This window comes from Paenibacillus sp. Soil724D2, from assembly GCF_001427935.1.
Lineage (GTDB): Bacteria > Bacillota > Bacilli > Paenibacillales > NBRC-103111 > Paenibacillus_E.
Genome location: NZ_LMRY01000045.1, coordinates 572,159 through 591,712 on the forward strand (window position 1 = coordinate 572,159; position 19,554 = coordinate 591,712).

At 43.4% G+C, this 19,554-nt stretch carries 15 protein-coding genes; 6 read left to right on the forward strand and 9 right to left on the reverse strand.

What is annotated here, in order from left to right; all coding sequences use genetic code 11:
• Positions 1-96: 96 nt before the first annotated feature.
• Together ASG85_RS29245 and ASG85_RS29250 are read right to left on the reverse strand one after the other, a co-directional pair.
• The gene (locus tag ASG85_RS29245) at positions 97-540 is read right to left on the reverse strand and encodes an OsmC family protein (protein WP_060648545.1); all 444 of its coding nucleotides are present in this window, start codon (positions 538-540) and stop codon (positions 97-99) included.
• Positions 541-563: 23 nt separating this feature from the next.
• Entirely contained in the window at positions 564-965 is a 402-nt protein-coding gene (locus ASG85_RS29250; RefSeq protein ID WP_235549386.1) for a DMT family transporter, read from the reverse strand.
• Positions 966-1,960: 995 nt separating this feature from the next.
• On the opposite strand from ASG85_RS29250, the gene ASG85_RS29255 reads away from it, so the two are divergent.
• Positions 1,961-2,530, forward strand: coding sequence for a DUF559 domain-containing protein (locus ASG85_RS29255; protein WP_235550245.1), 570 nt, complete (start codon positions 1,961-1,963; stop codon positions 2,528-2,530).
• Between the two features lie 896 nt (positions 2,531-3,426).
• Here ASG85_RS29255 and ASG85_RS29260 read toward each other — a convergent pair.
• Entirely contained in the window at positions 3,427-3,981 is a 555-nt protein-coding gene (locus tag ASG85_RS29260) for a TetR/AcrR family transcriptional regulator (RefSeq protein WP_060648546.1), read from the reverse strand.
• Positions 3,982-4,168: 187 nt separating this feature from the next.
• Between ASG85_RS29260 and ASG85_RS29265 the strand changes: the two genes are divergently transcribed.
• Positions 4,169-5,434: an MFS transporter gene (locus tag ASG85_RS29265; RefSeq protein WP_060648547.1), complete on the forward strand. Its 1,266-nt coding sequence runs from the start codon at positions 4,169-4,171 to the stop codon at positions 5,432-5,434.
• Between the two features lie 223 nt (positions 5,435-5,657).
• On the opposite strand, the gene ASG85_RS29270 is transcribed toward ASG85_RS29265, so the two are convergent.
• Complete coding sequence (locus tag ASG85_RS29270; RefSeq protein WP_060648548.1) at positions 5,658-7,430, reverse strand: methyl-accepting chemotaxis protein; 1,773 nt, start codon at positions 7,428-7,430, stop codon at positions 5,658-5,660.
• 202 nt (positions 7,431-7,632) lie between these two features.
• Between ASG85_RS29270 and ASG85_RS29275 the strand changes: the two genes are divergently transcribed.
• Positions 7,633-8,568: a diacylglycerol/lipid kinase family protein gene (locus ASG85_RS29275; RefSeq protein ID WP_057306073.1), complete on the forward strand. Its 936-nt coding sequence runs from the start codon at positions 7,633-7,635 to the stop codon at positions 8,566-8,568.
• Here ASG85_RS29275 and lplT read toward each other — a convergent pair whose 3' ends face one another.
• From lplT to ASG85_RS29295, 4 genes are all read right to left on the reverse strand, one after another.
• Entirely contained in the window at positions 8,569-9,738 is a 1,170-nt protein-coding gene (gene lplT / locus ASG85_RS29280) for a lysophospholipid transporter LplT (protein WP_235549388.1), read from the reverse strand. It abuts the gene before it with no gap.
• A 15-nt stretch (positions 9,739-9,753) separates the two neighbouring features.
• On the reverse strand, positions 9,754-11,913 hold the full coding sequence (locus ASG85_RS29285) for an AMP-binding protein (protein ID WP_057306075.1): 2,160 nt from the start codon (positions 11,911-11,913) through the stop codon (positions 9,754-9,756).
• A gap of 752 nt (positions 11,914-12,665) precedes the next feature.
• The gene (locus ASG85_RS29290; RefSeq protein WP_060648549.1) at positions 12,666-13,049 is read right to left on the reverse strand and encodes a VOC family protein; all 384 of its coding nucleotides are present in this window, start codon (positions 13,047-13,049) and stop codon (positions 12,666-12,668) included.
• Between the two features lie 41 nt (positions 13,050-13,090).
• Positions 13,091-13,822: a glycerophosphodiester phosphodiesterase gene (locus tag ASG85_RS29295; protein WP_057306077.1), complete on the reverse strand. Its 732-nt coding sequence runs from the start codon at positions 13,820-13,822 to the stop codon at positions 13,091-13,093.
• Positions 13,823-14,031: 209 nt separating this feature from the next.
• Here ASG85_RS29295 and ASG85_RS29300 point away from each other — a divergent pair, with 209 nt between their 5' ends.
• The 3 genes from ASG85_RS29300 to ASG85_RS29310 all read left to right on the forward strand — a co-directional run bounded on the left by ASG85_RS29300 (position 14,032) and on the right by ASG85_RS29310 (position 17,293).
• Positions 14,032-14,988, forward strand: coding sequence for a carbohydrate ABC transporter permease (locus tag ASG85_RS29300; protein WP_057306078.1), 957 nt, complete (start codon positions 14,032-14,034; stop codon positions 14,986-14,988).
• Positions 14,985-15,806: a carbohydrate ABC transporter permease gene (locus tag ASG85_RS29305; RefSeq protein ID WP_057306079.1), complete on the forward strand. Its 822-nt coding sequence runs from the start codon at positions 14,985-14,987 to the stop codon at positions 15,804-15,806. The genes ASG85_RS29300 and ASG85_RS29305 overlap by 4 nt, the downstream gene beginning before the upstream one ends.
• Before the next feature lie 95 nt (positions 15,807-15,901).
• A complete protein-coding gene (locus ASG85_RS29310; protein WP_057306080.1) occupies positions 15,902-17,293 on the forward strand; it encodes an ABC transporter substrate-binding protein in 1,392 nt (463 codons plus the stop codon).
• Positions 17,294-17,829: 536 nt separating this feature from the next.
• Here the strand turns inward: ASG85_RS29310 and ASG85_RS29315 are convergent.
• Positions 17,830-19,530 carry a methyl-accepting chemotaxis protein gene (locus ASG85_RS29315; RefSeq protein ID WP_057306081.1) on the reverse strand — a complete coding sequence of 567 codons (1,701 nt, stop codon included), beginning with the start codon at positions 19,528-19,530 and terminating at the stop codon, positions 17,830-17,832.
• Between the last annotated feature and the right edge of the window lie 24 nt (positions 19,531-19,554).

Consider the following 19,554-nt stretch of genomic DNA (forward strand, 5'->3'; position numbering starts at 1 on the left):
TAGTGTTGGCGCCATTACACTGCTTACTATTGATTATAAATGCCCCGCATTTTATGCTCCTAGGGATAGGTTTGGATGCTATAGGGATAAAATCCTCTACTCATTTAATAAATGGATCTCAGGTTCCACGATGACCTCAACATTTCCTTTTAAAGCTTTACTGATCATACAAGTCTGCTCAGCACGATAGGTCGCTTTGCTTATTTTATCCGTAATCTCTTGTGAAGTATGAGCTGGGATACTGATTCGCGGTCGGTGAATAATTTTATCCACCTTCATCGCCGGACTGTTATGGACGAATATCTCTGAGTTTAGCTCGATTGTTATAATGCCTTGACGCTTCAGCAGCATGCCGAGTGTGATTAAATAGCAGGTCGCTGCCGCGCCAAGCAGCATCTCCTCCGGATTCGTCCCTATGCCAGGACCATCTAATTGGCTTGGCACTGAGATCGCCGAGACTAGGTTACCTGCTCGGATGTGACCTGTGCCGTCTAAGCCTCCGGACCACTGCGCTTTTAGTTCAAAACGATGCTCGCTCATAGGTTTTTGCGCCTCACTTTCATCTATTCCTTCGTGTCTGAGTTTATTGCCGTTGAAGAATTTTGCGCTTGCGTGGCCTTCGACTGACTTTCTTCCCCGCTGCTGCTTATATGTAGACCAATAACCCCTAAGATGATGAGAACAATAGAAAGCACCTTCAGAGTGGAAACCGATTCATTGAACCACCAGATGCCGATAATCGTGATGAGTGCTGTTCCCACACCAGACCATATGGCGTAAGCCAAACTGACATCGAGCTGCTTTAGAGCCAGCGTCAATAAGGTGAAACATAGAATATAGCAGATGCCCATAACAATAGCCGGACCAATTCTTGTAAAGCCAGACGACATCTTCATAGCCGTCGTTCCCACGGTTTCAAATAGTATGGCCAGCAGTAAAAAAGTCCAATTCATATTCCAAATCATCGCAATCATCCTTTACGTATAAACTGTTAATTATAATTGTAAAGGAATGCATTGGGTTTCACCAGTAAGCAAAAAATCGCTCTCACTCCTGGTGTCAGGACGGGAACGATTTTATTTTTTGGCAATAGAAAAAGGCCATCCTTATCCCTAAATTAGATAAAAACAGCCTTATACTTGCTATCATTGATATCTATGAAAATGCATAATTCATGTGTTGGAATCAAAACAATGAAAGCCCTACCTCTCTTCCATCCTTGCGGCTCCAATGACCGCGCCAGTACGAATTGCTTAACAAACACCTGCTGCCGAAACACTTGACGTAGCCTCGGGTTTACCATAAATGAGCTGATTTTTACTGCACATTGGGAGAAAAACAAACAAGGAGAGGGGGTTACTTTCTTCTCGCTAATCGTTCGTGTGGGGTAAATGAGGTTTGGTTTTAAGTGTTTATATGGTTCATTTCAATCAATTCATAAATTATATATGGAATTAAGTGAAATGTCAACATCTAAATATTCATATTTTTCAACATTTTTTCTTTTAGCATTCGTACACGCCTCTCCACGGGGATACGCTTTTGCTTAGCCCATCAAAATGCAAACCCTAACTTCACCATCAAACAAGTTAACCTAAACTCACAATCACAGCATATAACCTAACTTCACAATCAAAGCATATAGCCTAACTTCACAATCAAAGCATGAAACCTGACTTCACCACTTAAAACGTGAAAGCCTAACCTCACACTTAAGACAGAGTTACCTGAGCCATCGGCCAACGTAAATTCTAAAGTTTAAGGCTGCTACTATCTCTTTAAAGAGTCTTATGATATTATCTGTTTAAGTAAGCAGACAGGGAATACATAGAACAATTGGTTACACAAGACTCATTCACTTACACACTAATATACGGCTGTGAAGCACACGCCGCTTTTCAAGTTCAGCACTTCGCTGATCTCGAGAAGCGGCTTATTTATTTCTTTGGGAGGTTATTTAATGAACGAACTTATGTACACTGCACATAAAAATTACCTATCTCACCATCTAGCCATCAGAAAAGGGGAACGGTTGCGAAGGCTCCAAGAAGGGCATGGCCATGCGGAAAAAGCATTTCTTCATCAGGTTTGGTGGCCAGCATTCGGTAACTTCAACGACCTGCACCCCGAATATGAAGTAAAAGACTTTCGCGATGGCACCCGATTCCTCGACTTCGCTTTTCTACGTCAATCCCTCAAACTAGCCATCGAAATTGATGGTTATGGTACACATTCTTCCCAAATAAGCCGCACTCAATTTGCCGACCAATGCAATCGCCAAAACCACCTCATTATCGATGGATGGAAGATTCTACGCTTCTCATACGATGATGTCAAAGATCGCCCCCGTATGTGTGAGCAAACCCTGCAGCAGTTTATGGGTCGATACCTTGGCGGGACGTCACCACAAAAATTCAGGATGAATTACATTGAAAAAGAAGTGTTTCGGTTTGCTCTTACACTAAGTAGATCATTTACACCTCAAGATGTATGCGATGTTCTTTCCATAAAAAACAAAAGGCCCGGCTGATTTTGAAAGATATGCTAGAAAAAGAATTGATCCAAGTCGCAGGTAAAGGAACACAGCGAATTCGTACTTACTGTCTTACGCCCTCAGTGCTTCAAAACTCACATACTTTTAATTAACTCCTGCTTTAACCATGTTTTTCATCGCTATGGAGTCACTTTCTCGCACTTCCCTCACTTTAACGATGAAATTCATCGTTTCAGCACGCTTCTCGGAGGTTCCGGACGTATTCTCTTGATTTAAGCATGTTTTTCACCGCTATGGAGTCACTTACTCGCGCTTCCCTCACTTTAACGTGAAATTCATCGTCTCAGCAGACATTCGGCTGATTCTGGTCGAAATCTCTTACTTTAAGCATGTTTTTCATCGCTATGGAGTCACTTTCTCGCGCTTCCCTCACTTTAACGATGAAATTCATCGTCTCAGCAAGCTTCACGGAGGTTCCGGACGTATTCTCTTACTTTAAGCATGTTTTTCATCGCTATGSAGTCACTTTCTCGCGCTTCCCTCACTTTAACGATGAAATTCATCGTCTCAGCACGCTTCTCGGACGTTCCGGACGTATTCTCTTACTTTAAGCATGTTTTTCATCGCTATGGAGTCACTTTCTCGCGCTTCCCTCACTTTAACGATGAAATTCATCGTCTCAACACGTTTCTCGGAGGTTCCGGACGTATTCTCTTACTTTAACCATGTTTTTCATCGCTATGCAGTCACTTTCTCGCGCTTCCCTCACTTTAACGATGAAATTCATTGTCTCAGCACGCTTCTCGGAGGTTCCGGACGAAACCTTACCTAAGGTAAAAAAAAAGCAAAAAGACACGGGGATACCGTTCCTTTTTGCTTTACATTTATAACATATGACCACAGTTCTCGATTGGTTCTAGCGTTTATTAGGCTCAAATTCTTTTAACAAAAAGCCGATTTATTTGATTTATAACTTGGGGATATATATCTTTTCCCAAAACACGTCTATACTGTAAAATCCCCTTAATGCAGGCCAAAATGGTCAGAGCCAGTGATTCAATATCCTCAGAATCTTGAACAAAATCTTCATTTATTCCCTCTTGAAGGATTGTAATCAGCAGGGATACCTCAAGTTGACTAACCGCTTGTACCTTTTGTTGAAGGACATCTGGTAGAGATTCGAAATCAGTTTGAAAAGATGAAATTGGGCATATTTCATTGCAGCCTATTTTTTCAGTTCGGTAAGCAATGTAGTGTTTCAGCTTTTCTTCAGCAGTTCCTGAAGAGTTTACTATATTTTGAAGACTATTTAGTATCCGTTCTAACACGGCAATTCCTAAATCCTCCTTTTTTTCAAAATGATAATGAATACTTGCCTTGGTTACGCCCAGTTGTTTCGAAAAATCATCATAACTAATGGCAACATAACCTTTTTCTCGGATGAGTTTAAGCGCCAGATCAACGATTTGTGTTTTTCTATTTTCCATAAGGATATATTAAATTAACTAGTAGGTAAGTGTCAAATGTTTGGAAAAAAGATGAATTGACACTTATTTACTAGTAAGTTAACATATGATTATTGAATTTTAAAAAATAAAGGAGGGTTATCTATTCTTCATGCGTGGGTCCGCACAGATCTAATAGTTGATCATTAAAAGGAAAGGTTTGAAATAGATGCTGAAAGAACAAAAGGTCTCCAAATTACATTACGGTTGGATTGTCATCTTTATTGTGTTCTTAACGTTGTTAGTTTCCGCGGGCATCAGCTCTTTTCCGAGTGTTTTAATACAATCTCTGGAGAAAGAATATGGCTGGAATCGCGCAGCAATATCCGGGGTTATCTCTATCCGCATTCTATTGTACGGCTTAATAGGACCCTTCTCGGCCGCTATGTTGGCCAAATTCGGTATTCGCCGAATGATGGTATCTGCCATTATTTTAATGCTCATTAGCTTAGGATTGACTCCATTTATTAAGGAAATTTGGCAGCTTATGCTGCTATGGGGCGTCCTAGGTGGTCTCAGTACAGGTGCATTGGCCAATGTTTTGGGTATAACTGTTGCGAATCGTTGGTTCGTTAAGCATAAAGGATTAGTCATAGGCTTGCTAACGGCAAGCGCCGCGACAGGCCAACTGCTTTTCCTACCTTTGCTAGCTAAAATAACAAGTGAAAACGGCTGGCGATATGCCGTTTACTTGATAATGGCTGCTCTGATTCTGCTTGTACCTATTATCGCAATCTGGATGAGAAATCATCCTTATGATGTAGGGGTTGCCCCTCTCGGCAGCACAGAAATCACCAAACCAATTCCTTTCCAAGGGAATCTGTTTCTTACACCGATACGCACACTAGTCGCAGCCATGCGAAATGGAACGTTCTGGCTTCTTGCAGGAACCTTTTTCTTTTGCGGCTTCTCTACAAATGGCTTAATTGGCACACATTTAATTCCTGCATGTGGAGATTATAATATTCCAATCATAGCAGCTGCAGGACTGCTTGCATTAATGGGAGTGTTCGATCTCGTGGGCACTACGATGTCAGGTTGGTTATCAGACCGATTCGATAGCAGATGGTTGCTTTTCTGGTATTATGGCCTTCGAGGGTTATCGCTTATCTTTCTTCCCTACGCGCTTGGAACTGGGGTTACGCAGCTTACGATTTTCGCTGTCTTCTACGGGTTAGACTGGATTGCCACTGTACCTCCTACCGCAAAACTCACCTCTGATACATTTGGTCGGGAGAAAGCGGGAATGATTTTCGGTTGGATCTTAGTGGCACACCAAGCAGGCGCATCCTTCGCAGCCTATGGCGCTGGATTCATGCGCGATTTGCTTGGCAGTTATACCGTACCGTTCGTAGCTGCTGGTTTCGTCTGCCTGATTGCAGCGATCATAGCATTGAAAATTCGCAATAGCAAAACAGTGGCAGCTGCCGTTTAATAGTCATTTCTTTTGCCCATAACAGACTAGCTGAAGCCTGGTCGCCAGAATGGCTGGCTGCCTCAAGAAGACGCCGGGCCTAATAAGTTCAATTGGTCTGTTCACATTCTTCTCCAAATCAAAAAATCCAAAAAAAGCTGACCTCGTCCATCTTTGAATGGGTTAAGGTCAGCTTATTTATGTTGCAGCTTATCGTCCTTTTGGGCTATACCGCGAGATCTTTCTACACCGTAAATTTCTGCAAGGAAATTTGTAATTCCTCGGCTAGTCCTGCCAAGGATTTGGCGGAATTCTCAATTTCCTCGGTCGTCGACATTTGTTGTTGGCTGGCAGCCGATGTCTCTTGACTGACGGAAATCCCTGTTTCCGAAACAGCACTCACGATACCCATTACTTGTTCTATGCGTAAATTAGCATCAACAAGTTGGTGAATATTCGTGTTCACACTTTCCACTTTCGCATTCACTTTCTCAACGGATGATTCGATATGGACGAAGGATTCTTGCGCCTTCCCCGAAATCGATAATCCAACTTCCACTTTGCCTGCTCCGGCATGCATGGAGCTTACAGCGTGATTGATTTGTCTTTGAATCGTGGAAACAAGCTGTGTTATGTTGCGTGCGGAGGAAGATGATTGCTCAGCAAGCTTACGCACTTCTCCTGCTACAACCGCGAACCCGCGACCCGCTTCTCCAGCACGAGCTGCTTCAATAGCAGCATTCAAAGAGAGCAGATTTGTTTGAGTAGAAATTTCGTTGATCACATTGACAATCTCACCGATTTTGTGCGCATTTTTACCTAATGCCTCAATCACATCGTTTACTTCGCGAACAGCATCGGAGATTTCTGTCATTTGACCAGCAATTGAGACAACGGATTGTTTGCCGTTTTGTGCTGCTTGAGTTGCTTGTTCTGCTAGCTCAGCAACCTCTTGGGCTGACTCATCAATGAGCTTCGTACTTGTAAGCATTTGCTGAACAGCCTCGTTCGCTTGATTCACGCCAGCAAACTGCTTATCGAAATCTTCGGATAGCTTCTGACTGGATGTCGCTACCTGCTTCGCAGCGAGGGAGCTTTGCTCCGAACTCGCTAGAAGTTCTTCTGAACTCGCCGAGAGTGTCAACGCATTGTCAGCGATCTGTTTGACTAAGCTGCGCAGACTTTCGGTCATGACATTAAAGGAGCCGGTCAATTTACCAACCTCATCCTCATAAGGGTAGTCACCTTTTACAGAGAGATCACCTCTCGCCGCTTTCTCCATATGATCCTGTAATCTGCGAATTGGCACCGTAATAATCATATTTAAAGCTAGTGCATTTGCTGTCATTACGATGATTGCGATAACAATGGTAAGGATAATGACCCAGTGTGACGTCTTTGAGTCTGCACTGCTTGAGCGCTGAAATTGTTCTGCAGCAAACTCTTTGAGCAGTACCAATTTGTCCAGTGCTTCAATCGTTTTATCACCTTGAGGTGAAACCTCATTGTTATACACTTGATAGGCTACTTGATTATTTTGGGTCGCATGTTCAATCGTTCTGACGATAACATCGCGGTACTTCAGATTCAGTTCCTCAAAGCTTTTAAAAGCGTCAGTTTCCTCTTGATTTAAGGCAATTCCCTCTATTTTAGTAACCAGTTCTTTATTCTTGGCACTGTTTTCATCTAATTTCACTTTTAATTTGACCTTGTATTTCACATCAGTCGAAAGCATCATCTCTAGCAGATTGGCTTCGGTTTCATTAAAATTTGATTTCAGTTGATTAATCCATTTGACAGATAGCAGACTTTCCTCGTACATTCTAGTAGAATTACTAGACATCTTATCCATATAATAATAACCCGTAATACCTACAATTAGTAGGAATAAAATAGCGATAGCGTTCATAAGCAGCAGTTTAAAGCGTAGTTTAAGGTTTCGAAGGATGGACAGGTTAGCTCTCATATTTCTTACGTTCTTCAAGTTGCTCACTTTCAATTTCGTTTTGAATTTCAAAGTCTCCCGTTCTCCTCCCGAGTGATAGATCTTGTAGTCATGATGTGATAAAACCTTACACGAAATATTTTTAATTAACCTACGGTTTATTCTACAAAACAGCGTTCACGATGTAAAGACAAAATTAGGTAAAAAGTATCATAAATCAAGAAATTACGCATACAATTTATTCCATTTTCATGATAGTTCGGAGGTATTTAAAATGAAGTTGATCGGAATTATCGTGAATCCTCTTTCGGGGGATGGTAGAGGAGCTAGCATTTGGAAAGAAATTGAGACTTATTTACAGTTAAATCATATCTCTTATATGGTAAAAATAACAACAAAGGCAGGAGAAGCCACGGAACACGCCATCACACTTGTTCAAGAAAACCGTGTCGATAAGCTGATCGTGATCGGCGGGGATGGAACGATTCATGAGGCTGCCGGAGGGTTATGGCACATACAAAAGACCGGGCTAAACTGTCCACTTGCGGTCATCCCTGCGGGAACAGGTAACGATTTCTCCAAGGCTTACGGCATTCCTACTCATTCGATACAAGCACTAGAAGCCGCCATATCGGAGACTAAGAAAGTTCAAATTGATCTTCTGCGTACTAAGAACGGAATGATTGCTGTGAATAGCATTGGGGCAGGTTTCGATGGTATGGTGGCTAAATTGACAAACGAGGCTAGCTACAAAAAATTTCTCAATCGCATTGGACTCGGTAAGCTGTCCTACTTGATCTCGATCCTTAGAGTGTTCGCCACTTATCAACCCTGCACAGCTTGGTTAGAAGTTGACGGCACGGTTCATGAATTGCCTGACATGTGGTTGGCAGCTGTCGCCAATATTCCCTTTTACGGTGGCTCCATACAAATATGCCCTGCTGCCTCTCCTCACGACGGCATAGCCGATATTGTCGTGATTCAAAGCAGAGGGCGATTCCGACTGCTGCCTATTCTTTTCACCGTTTATCAAGGCAAGCATATTCAACATCCCGCAGTTTCTTTCTATAAAGGGACGTCGATTTCACTTCGTACCCAAATTTCTTTACTCGTCCAAGCGGACGGGGAATTCGCCGGATCAACACCGCTCCAAGTCGAGATTGTACCCTCTGCCTTAACCGTTATCGGGTCATCTCTGTATGAAGGTTAACTACACGACTATTTTCAATCGTTGACGCTGTATAATCAGGTATCCTACGAAGCCAGCTAGTATAACGGCAATTCCCGTGATCGAGATATCTGGTGATAAACCATCCTTGGATATTTGTGTATATATGCCTACACCTGCGAGCATCATAGAATTTTCGAGGAAATTTTGAACAGCGATTGTTTTTCCAGCCCCTACCATTATCTGTCCTTTATCTTGCAGCACGGTATTCATCGGTACGATAAATACGCCGCCGCTGAAGCCTATGAGAAGCAGAAGACCTATGGTCACATATAAGTTAGAAATAAGCGGGAATAACAATATGCTGATGATCATAACAATCCCAAAAACATAGGAATTATAATATTTGCGTGCCGGAATCAATTTGGGCGTCATAAGTGCGCCAACCATAATGCCTATGCCCGTTACGGCAACGAGCATCGAAATCTGATCGACAGACTGTATGCCTAAATGTGCCGGTACCCATGCGATAATCGCAAGTCGGACGACGGAGGAAGTCATCCAGAATGAGCCCGTACCTACCAGAGAAAAGCGAGTCGTGCGATCTTTTAACAAGAGCATCATATCCGTTAGGAATGCCTTGGCCTCTTTGACGTAACGTATACTCGAATTGCCTGAAATTCTAGGAATTTGCAGCGTTAAAAGTAATGAAATCAAGTATAGCGCGAAGCAAGCAATAATAGAGCCAGTAAGCGAGATTTTGGCCAAAACTCCGCCACACACAGAACCAATAAGAATAGCCATAATCGTATAGCCCTCAATCCGTGCATTGGCTCTCAGCAGTTCGCTTTCCGAATGCGTAAGCGAGGGCAGGATACCATATTTGGCAGGTGAATAGACCGCGGCTCCTATCCCGACAATTCCGTAGCTGACAGCAGGATCAAGATGCAGGAACAGAGCTATAATTCCAATGGCTTTAATAGCATTTCCGACGAGAAGGACCTGGGATTTCGCATTCTTATCTGCAAAAGCCCCAACGAACGGAGCGAAAATGACGAAGGCAATAAGAAAGCAGGCTTGCACAACGCCAATATAGTAATCAGGGAATGCATTTTGTTTAATGATCGCCAGAGTAATGAAGAGAATCATATTATCGGCAAAAGCGGAAAGAAATTGCGTCACATACAGTGTCTGAAGTGGATTCATTTTCATAACAATTCGCTCCCTTTAGGTTTCATGGTCATCCTTTAGCGCCGATCGTTTGAGCGTCACATAGTCTACTTTCCCGCTTCCTAGAAGTGGCAATTTTTCGGTATAACGAAGCTCCGAAGGCATGTAAAATGAGGGATGACCCTGCTGTTTCATCGACTCTCTGATTTGTTGAAGCTGAAGATCGGGGATATTATGATACACAACAATCCGCTCCCCTTTTCGCGCATCAGGCACACTAACCGCGGCACATATCGCTTGAGGCGGCATGCTTGCAGTCACAAGCTCCTCCACCATCGGCAGTGACACTTTCTCCCCTCCAATTTTGGCAAAAGACTGCAGCCTTGCTTGAATCGAGATATACCCTTGATCATCCATTTGAACAACATCTCCGCAGCTATACCACTCTGGGCAAGGGACGAAGCCTTGACCATGAATGAGATAACCTTTCATCACATTCGGCCCCTTCACCAACAAGTTACCGCCAAGCTCAATGCCTTCCACCTTTTCCAAACGGTAATCAATACCTGGCAGCATTCGCCCCACTGTACCTTTCTTTGCGTACATAGGTGTGTTAAGCGAAATGACGGGCGCTGTCTCCGTTGTGCCATACCCCTCCAGAATACGAATCCCGAATTTATCAGACCAGGTTTGACGTACTTCCTCCTTCAACTTCTCAGCACCAGCCACGACATATTTCAGCGAGTGGGCAAAATCATACGGATGCGCGGTTCTTGCATAAGCCGATAGAAAAGTTGAAGTCCCAAATAGAATCGTAATATTGCGATCGTAGACTAGCTCCGGAATGACTTTATAATGTAAGGGATTAGGGTAAAGTACTACTTTCATACCGGAAAGGATGGGCAGCATCGTTCCTGCGGTTAGTCCAAAGGAGTGAAACATCGGCATCGCGCCAAGTACAATATCCGACCCGTTAAAGGCAATTACAGCCTTGGCTTGCTGAATATTAGCAAATACATTGCGGTGAGTGAGGACGACCCCCTTCGGTTTACTCTCACTTCCTGATGTAAAAAGAACAACCTCGTTTTTTCCGGAACCAACAGGTCCCTTTACTTTCCGTATATAGTGAAAAATCCCGACACATTTATGTTTAAAATTGATCCTTTGTTTAACATCTTCAAGATATACAATCTTGAAAGCACCGTTAGCAGTCTCGATAAAATCAGCAAGTCCCGCTTTGTCGACGAACGCTTTGGACGTAATAATCGTCTTCACAGCGGCTGTTTCGCAAGCATCCAGCATCGTCTGCTTACCAGCCGAATAATTCAATACCGCCGGTGTTACTCCTAATCGGAATAATGAAAATAAAGTGACTACATGTGCCGCAGCATTAGGCAGTAAAACTGCGGCACGGTTTTGTTCCTTAAGAAGCTGCTTTAGAAGCCCCGCCATCGTATACGTTGTGAGCAGTAATTTGCGGTAGGTTAATGCGGAATCACTTATGATATCTTCACAAATTACCGTAGAATTGCCATGAAGTTTGGCAGCTATCAGCATCTCGTTGAATAAATTAATTTCAGGCTTCATTCGACTTTCCAGCAAATGATTCTGCATGCGGCTGCGAATGATATCCGTTGCCCGCTCCTTCTGAATTCGCCTCGAGATATGTTCACTCATGGGCACTTGAAAAGCTTCACCAAACGTGATGCTCACTGCCGGAAACCAGAACTGCTTCAATTTGCCGCGAAGATAAGATAATTTCGAATGCTCTAGTCCATTAATCGCTATTGGCAGCATGCGGGCCTGTGATCTCAGTGCAATGTAACCAATCCCACCATACACTTTCATCATGCCACCGGTTGTTGTGATTCGTCCTTCTGGAAAAACAACAAGCGGTGTTCCGTTTTGAACTGTTCTGAGCATCGTTCGTACCGAGTAGGGATTCAAAGGATCTACCGCGATATTCGCCCGAAAAAGGAGCAGCCAAGCAAACCGCTTTGCAATCTTGGTGTTAACAACAAATGCCACATCCTTCGGCAGTATCAGCGCTAAAAGAACAGCATCCAGTAAAGATACGTGATTAGGAATAAGCACCGTTTTCTCCGTCAAATCGAGCCGCTCCATCCCCCTAACTTTGACCTTAAAGCTTGCCATCAAAACTGGACGCAATAGGGGAAGTAACAGCTTTAACAGAGCAACAAACAACCATTTGATCATTGGAACTCCTCCTAAGAGCTTTGCTTTAGCAAAGCTATCTTCGTAAGCATGGGCTGAGCTTTGCTTTAGCAAAGCTCTCTTCGTAGGCATCGGCTGAGCTTTGCTTGTGCTAAACTGGATTTGTACGCATAAGCTTTTGGGCTTCTCTTAATACCTGATCATAATTCCATTGTATGCATCTGCCTGGAATCTGATAGTACTAACTTTGCGTAGTACCCGCTCTTGGAGGATTTAATTTCAATGCGTTAACGTCTTGAAGATGAGGCGTTATTTGCTTATATCCATGCAAACTTCGCTTCTTGGAAGGAACGAAGCTCTATTATAGATCAAATCCCTTGTTATGCGGAACGTCAGTTCGCTATTTGTGTATTAATAGCCGTTTTCCGGCTCGAAAAGGAACGACGATTCGCTATTTCCCCTTTTTCCGCTTGATTGAACAGGTTTTGAGCAAAATAACGGCCTGTCGTTCCGCAAGTTGGTTGTTTTCGTCAAAAACATCAAAATAGCGAACCCTCGTTCCTCTAATTGTAGCAAAAATCAACTTCTCAGCTCACTTCCCCCAACCTCACCACCGCTCCCGCTTACTTTAGGCTCGGATTCCGTGCTTATCTTAACCAACTCTAGCCGAAAGCTTGAAAACCGAGCCTATCGCCAAAAAACATCAAAATAGCGAATGGGAGTTCCTATAATAAACGATCTCAATAATAAAAGACCCATGCATCCAACTATGCATAGGTCTCTCTAACAACTTTTTAATTTCCATTAGGGACGTCACTGGTAATCGCCAAAGTATTTCCCTCTGTATCGCGGAAGAAAGCCATCCAAATATCGAAGCTTCCCATATTAGCTACCACATGCGGCTCACTAATAAAGGACACACCTCGTTCTAGAAAAGCCTCATAGACCTGCTTAATGTCCCCAACCTTATAATAAATGACAGACCCAGGAAGATTAAATTCAGGATTTTCAGGAAGGCTTAGCATCAATCGAATGCCATTGCAATCAAAAAAAGCCATTTGAGAAGCTTGAAACAAAAACTTCATGCCTAATGTGTCGCGGTAAAAAGCAACAGCTCTAGGAATGTCAGCTGCATTTACGGAGATTTGCCCAATTTGAGTTAAGCTGTTTTCGCTCATACGTTTCCCCTTCCAAACTATGATACCCATATTCTACCATACTACTGGTTCAATAGCTCCCTAAGTCTAGATGGGTAATCGGTAATTATTCCGGAAACACCTGAAGCAATCATCCTATGATAATCGCCCAAGTCATTTACCGTATAAGGATAAATAGCAAGCCCAGAGGCTACTGCCGCTGCAACATCTTCTTGTTCTATGCAGTGGTGATGAGGATGTAACGAAAATACATCTACACCCATTTGCCCTGCATAAGCAGTATGGTCAATAAGGTTTGCTGCGTACAACAAACCTACCTTCACCCCAGACTCGGCCTGCTTAATTCGGCGAATCACTTTGTGATCGAAAGAAGAAATGACCACATCTTCCATTCTTCTGCTTTCACGCAAAAATGTTAGAAGCGACTTCTCCATTCGCCCTTCATAAGCATGCTTCACTTCCACATTAATGAAGAACCCTCGCGGCAATAAATCGAATACTTCACACAGAAGCGGTAACCGTTCCCCCGTGAACGCCTCTGAAAACCAAGCCCCAGCATCCAACGACTTCAATTCACTCCAACTGTGATCACAAATAAGTCCGGAACCATTCGTCGTACGATCCAATGTAGCATCATGACAGACGACAATCTCTCCATCTTTCGTTATATGTACATCTAGTTCGATGCCTTCTGCCCCTTGCTCCAAAGCCAATGCAAAAGAAGCTAGCGTATTCTCCGGCGCTTCCCCAGCGGCTCCGCGATGTCCAATTACAATCGGTTTATGCTTGTTCATTGTTAATACTCCCAACGTGTAAGCTTCGTCTACTATGCTCAAATTATAGATGAAATGACTTGCCCTTGCCCAGTATTTATTCGTAAAGGTTACGTAAATATGTTGGAAAAATACACAATAAGTTAATCTCTATTTAACACGGGTCAAATAAAGCATCGTTAAGCTAATAACATAGTACTAGTCTAATAACGTTCGTGAAGGAGCGCCACATGAATACGATGGATAGAGATTTACCGCTTTCAACAACCAAGCCAAAAGTAAAAGTGCAGCAACCTCCCCGCGCGCTTCTCAATCAGAAATTGGCGGAAACGCTGCTTGGTTATGTTTTCTTAGTCCCTTCGCTTTTGCTGTTTGCTATTTTTCTTTTTTACCCCTTGCTTCAAACCTTTTATTTGAGTTTTCACGAGACGGATCCGCGAGGAAGAGTTGCTTCTTACGTTGGTTTCGATAACTTCATTGCTATCTTCACTTCCGAGCGATTCTATAAAAGTTTGGAAGTCACAGGTCTTTTTACACTTCTTACCGTGCCAACCGGTATTGTTCTTGCTCTTTTGCTTGCCGCACTTACACATAATCACTTGAAAGGTATGCGAATCTTCCAATTCATCTTCTCGCTGCCTGTTGTTCTGTCCGTAGGAACCTCTGCAGTGATCTGGATGATGTTATTTCACCCAAGTGTCGGCATGTTGAATTATTTGCTGAGCATTGTCGGCTTAGAGCCAGTGGCTTGGTTAACAGATCCAAGTTGGGCACTGCTTTCCGTTTCTATGATGACGGTCTGGATGAATCTTGGCTTTACTTACATCGTTCTTCTAAGTGGCCTACAAGGAATTCCAGAAGAGATCTATGATAGCGCCAAAATCGACGGATCAGGTCCACTCCGTACCTTTATCCAAATCATATTCCCCTTGCTTTCACCGACGGTGTTCTTCGTCACCATTGTGTCGATTATAGGTGCATTTCAGTCCTTCGGACAGATTCACATTTTGACCAAAGGCGGTCCTGTTAATTCCACAGATGTCCTTGTATACAGCTTGTATCAGGATGCTTTCATTAACTTCCGATTCGGGACGGGTAGTGCTCAAGCCCTTGTCCTGTTCACTATCATCCTTATTTTCACCGTTGTGCAATTTAAAGTTTTTGAAAGGAATGTGCATTATCAATGACCCATCGATTACTAAATACCTTCGTTTATGTTCTGCTTGTCATATTCGCTGCACTCGTTCTGTATCCTATTTTCTATACGTTTACCGCAGCATTCATGACACCTGAGGAAGCTTCGGCCTATCCGCCCCGCTTCTGGCCGAGCAGCTTTTATATGGGCAGTATAGTCGCCGTGTTCCAACTAGTCCCCATTGGCAAATTTATTGCCAACAGTTTAGTCGTCTCGATCATCATTACGGCTGGACAGCTCATTACATCCAGCATGGCCGCTTATGCTTTTGCAAATATTCGATTCAAGGGTAAAGCCGCCATCTTCGCGATATTCATGGCTACCATGATGATTCCTTGGGAAGTCACCATCATTCCAAACTATTTGACGGTCAAAAAATGGGACTGGCTCGATAGCATTCAGGGCTTAACCGTTCCATTCCTGGCTACTGCTTTCGGCACGTTCTTGCTGCGCCAATTTTTCTTACAACTGCCTAAGGAGCTGTTCGAAGCAGCGCGTATTGATGGTTGTGGGCACTTCCGCTGCTTTTTCCGAATTGTGCTTCCCCTAGGTCGCCCTGCACTTGCAACACTAGCCGTCTATGCATTCCTTAGCTCGTGGAACAGTTACTTATGGCCGCTTCTCATCACGAACAGCGAGGCAATGCGAACGGTTCAAATTGGCATCGCCATGCTCCAATTCGAAGAATTAACCGTTTGGAACTTGGTCTTAGCAGGTGTAACTATCGTCTTGCTGCCTTCACTATTGCTTTTAGTACTCGGGTTGAAGCAGCTCGTTCGAGGGCTTACTGCTGGTGCTGTGAAAGGCTAGTCCCCATGTGTGATGGCTGCTCTGTTCAGCAATAAGCTGACCCAGATTTCCATAAATATAAAATAAAGAAACCAAAGGGAGAGAACCTAAAAAAAATGAAGACATTGAAAATGAGAAGTACATCTATCGCTTTAACAGCACTCATGGTGCTGCTGACTAGCGCTTGCGGCAAGGCTGAACCGACGACATCAGGCAGTACAGCAGATATCAAATCATCCGCTTCTCCTGCTGCCGCAGAAACGAAAAAATCGGCTGAACCGGTTAAAGTAATCTGGTGGCACTCGATGAGCGGTGAGCTCGGCAAAGCCGTAGATAAACTTGTTGCAGACTTCAACGCTACCCAAAAAGATGTGCAAGTTGAAGCTGTTTTTCAAGGCACATATGATGAAAGCTTAAATAAAATGAAAGCTTCTATGGATAGCAAAAGCGGTCCTTCTCTTATTCAAGTATACGAAATCGGCTCCCGTTTCATGATCGACTCCAAGGCCATTACGCCAGTCCAAAAGTATGTCGATGCTGATAAATTCGATCTCTCCCAACTAGAAGATAACATTCTAAATTACTATAAATTCGATGGCAAACTGTATTCCATGCCTTTCAACACTTCGAATCCGATCCTTTATTACAACAAAGATATGTTTAAAGCTGCCGGTCTAGATCCTGAAAAGCCGCCAACAACATTTGAAGATGTTGCCAAAGCTTCTCAAGCATTAACCAAAGACGGTAAAGCTGGCGCATCCTTTGCCATCTACGGTTGGTTCATGGAGCAATTCTTTGCTGGACAAGGTGCCGAATACCTTAACAATGGTAACGGTCGTACGGCCGCAGCTACGGAATCCATGGTTAATAGTGAGTCAGGCGTGAAGACTTTGACGTGGTGGAAGCAAATGGTCGACAGCAAAACAGCTACGAACCTAGGACGCAAGACAGATGATACGAAGAAAGCGTTCTTGGCTGGCCAAGTCGCTATGACTTTAGATTCCACAGCCTCACTACGCGGAATCGTGAGCGGTGCTGACGGTAAATTCCAAGTTGGAACCAGCACCCTGCCTAAACCAGCTGATGCGAAGGATGGCGGTGTTGTTGTCGGAGGTGCAAGTCTCTACATCCTAAACAACAAATCCGAAGCTGAGCAAAAAGGCGCATGGGAGTTCATTAAATTTCTGACAACCCCACAAACACAAGCTTGGTGGCACGTCAACACCGGCTACTTCCCAATTACGAAGAAAGCTTACGACGAGCAGCTGGTGAAGGATAACCTTGCCAAATATCCGCAATTCCAAACCGCAATTGATCAACTGCACAATACAAAAGCAAATAAAGCCACACAAGGGGCTGTAATGGGTGTATTTCCAGAAGCACGGCAGCTTGTAGAAACAGCTGTCGAAGAAGCTCTAACAGGTAAGAAGGCGCCGAAGGAAGCGCTGGATGCTGCTGCGAAGAGCATCACGGAGAAAATTGGCGCTTATAATAAGACAGTAAAATAATTGGAATTGGAACAACCTGTAGAAAAAGCACTTTGGGAGCTAACTGGCGTCGGTAATCCACCGACGCCAGTTTTTAATTTCTTATGTGAACGATCTTGTTATTCGTACAAACTCCCATGTTGTCGAATTTATACCTCCGATGAAATTGATGCAGCACCATACTCCCAGTACTTCTACTCCTTACTTATTGTGAGATAAACCTAGCCTGAGGCTAGGTTCTCTACAATTGTATACTCGGGGATGAATAAGCCAGCAAATTGTGCTTATTCCCGCGAACTTCGATGCATCTCGTGAGATAAGACCACAGAGCGTACTTATCTCTTGCATGTCCTTACTTTCAGAACGAATTAATTCACATTAAGCAACTGTACCTTGCTTATTCCTTCAAATCAGGATCAATTTGAATAAATAAGCAACCTCAGCTTACTTATTTTCCCAACCAAACAACATGGAAGGCTCCCTTATCGAAGACTTGGGGGATAGATACTCTCAGCACGTTTAACAGTTAGATCTTAGTCTCTTTTAAACAAATATAACTATAACTTAAACTTATGTATCAAGCGCTGCAAACTTTCAGCCATACCAGACAGATGTGAGGCAGATGAGGAAATACCTTCCATGGAAACCAACTGCAGATCTGATGCGCTGGCTACAGACTGGGTATTATCATTAGCATTTCTGGCAATCGATGCAGTTGAGATAATAGATGCAGTGATTTGCTCGGATGAGGCGGCCATTTGCTCTGAGATCGCTGAAATCTCTTGAATTTCGTTGTTGATATGCTGAATAGAATCGAGTATGGAACCGAACTTTTCACTAGTCGTTTCAGCCACTGAGATACCTACCGTAACTTCACGAGTAACGGATTGTATCGCTTCTACAGCATGCCTTGTTTCTGTTTGAATTTCATGGATTAACGCAGCAATTTCGTTAGCGGATGAACTGGATTGTGCAGATAATTTTTTCACTTCATTCGCGACAACCGCAAACCCTCTACCTCCTGCCCCCGCTCTTGCTGCTTCAATGGAAGCATTCAGTGCCAATAAGTTTGTCTGAGTTGCAATGTCAGATATCATCGATATAATCGCACCAATTTCTTCCGATCGCTGCCCCAGCCGACCAACAAAGTCTGCCGTTGTAGTTGCTGAATCTTTGATTAGACCCATTTGAGCAACGACTTGACGGATAGCTTCATTTCCTTGCTCGGCCTGCGTCGAGGTTTCAACGGACTTTTCCGAAACGACAGATGACGTTTCTGCAATTCGTCCGATTCCTATTGCCATTTCTTCCATGGCTTTTGCTGCTTCTTCCGTACTAATGAGCTGATCAGATGCCCCTCCAGCAACTTCTTGAACGGCAGCAGCAACTTGTCTCGAAGAAGCGGCTGTTTGATTAGCACTTGCTGCAAGCTCTTCGGATAAAGCAGCGACTTGAGCGGAGGTTGTTGCCGTTTGCTGCAGAGTTTCCCTCAAATGAACAACCATGTCGTTTGCTGCTTTGGCCAATTGCCCCAACTCATCCTTGCTTCTTACTTTTAATGGCTGGACATCTAGTTCTCCTTTGGCTACTTGAACGATATGGGAAGTAACCTTATGTAAGGTTTTGGAAACTAGCAGATGAACACTTACAATGACTGCTGCCGCTGTAACCAAGCTAAAGATCAATAATAAAGTTAGACCCGTCTTCGCGGAAGAAAAAGCATCGATGGCTTCATTAGTCGCATGGACGGCCTCGCCTTTATTATATATTTTCATTTTGTCAAAGATAGCCTGTACCGTCACATTCAGCTCTTCCGCTTGTGCGAGCAATTGCGCAGCCTTCGCGCTATTTTTAGATTGACTTGCTTCTAAAGTCTGCTTATTGACGTCTTTAAATTCGTTCCACTTGCCTTTAAATTCAGCCAGATTTTTGCGATCTTCCTCCATAACAGCCTTTTTTTCATACTCCGCCAATTTCTGATCGATTTTTCGGTATACGAGAGCAATACTGCTTTCCTGTCTGTCTTTACCGGTCTTAAGCGTCTCATCTAGATGCATGACGGTCAACCGCATGACATGCTCCACCTCGAAATTCAACTCATTGATTAACTCTACGCCAGGCAAAGTGACAGCCGTTATGGAATCAATCCGTTCCTTCATGATATTCATTCGATTGATTGAAAATATCGCCATGATAAGCATTAACACAAAAATGATGGCAATTCCGAGCATGATTTTTTTTCCGACAGATAATCTCATATATCAACTACCTTCTATTCAAAT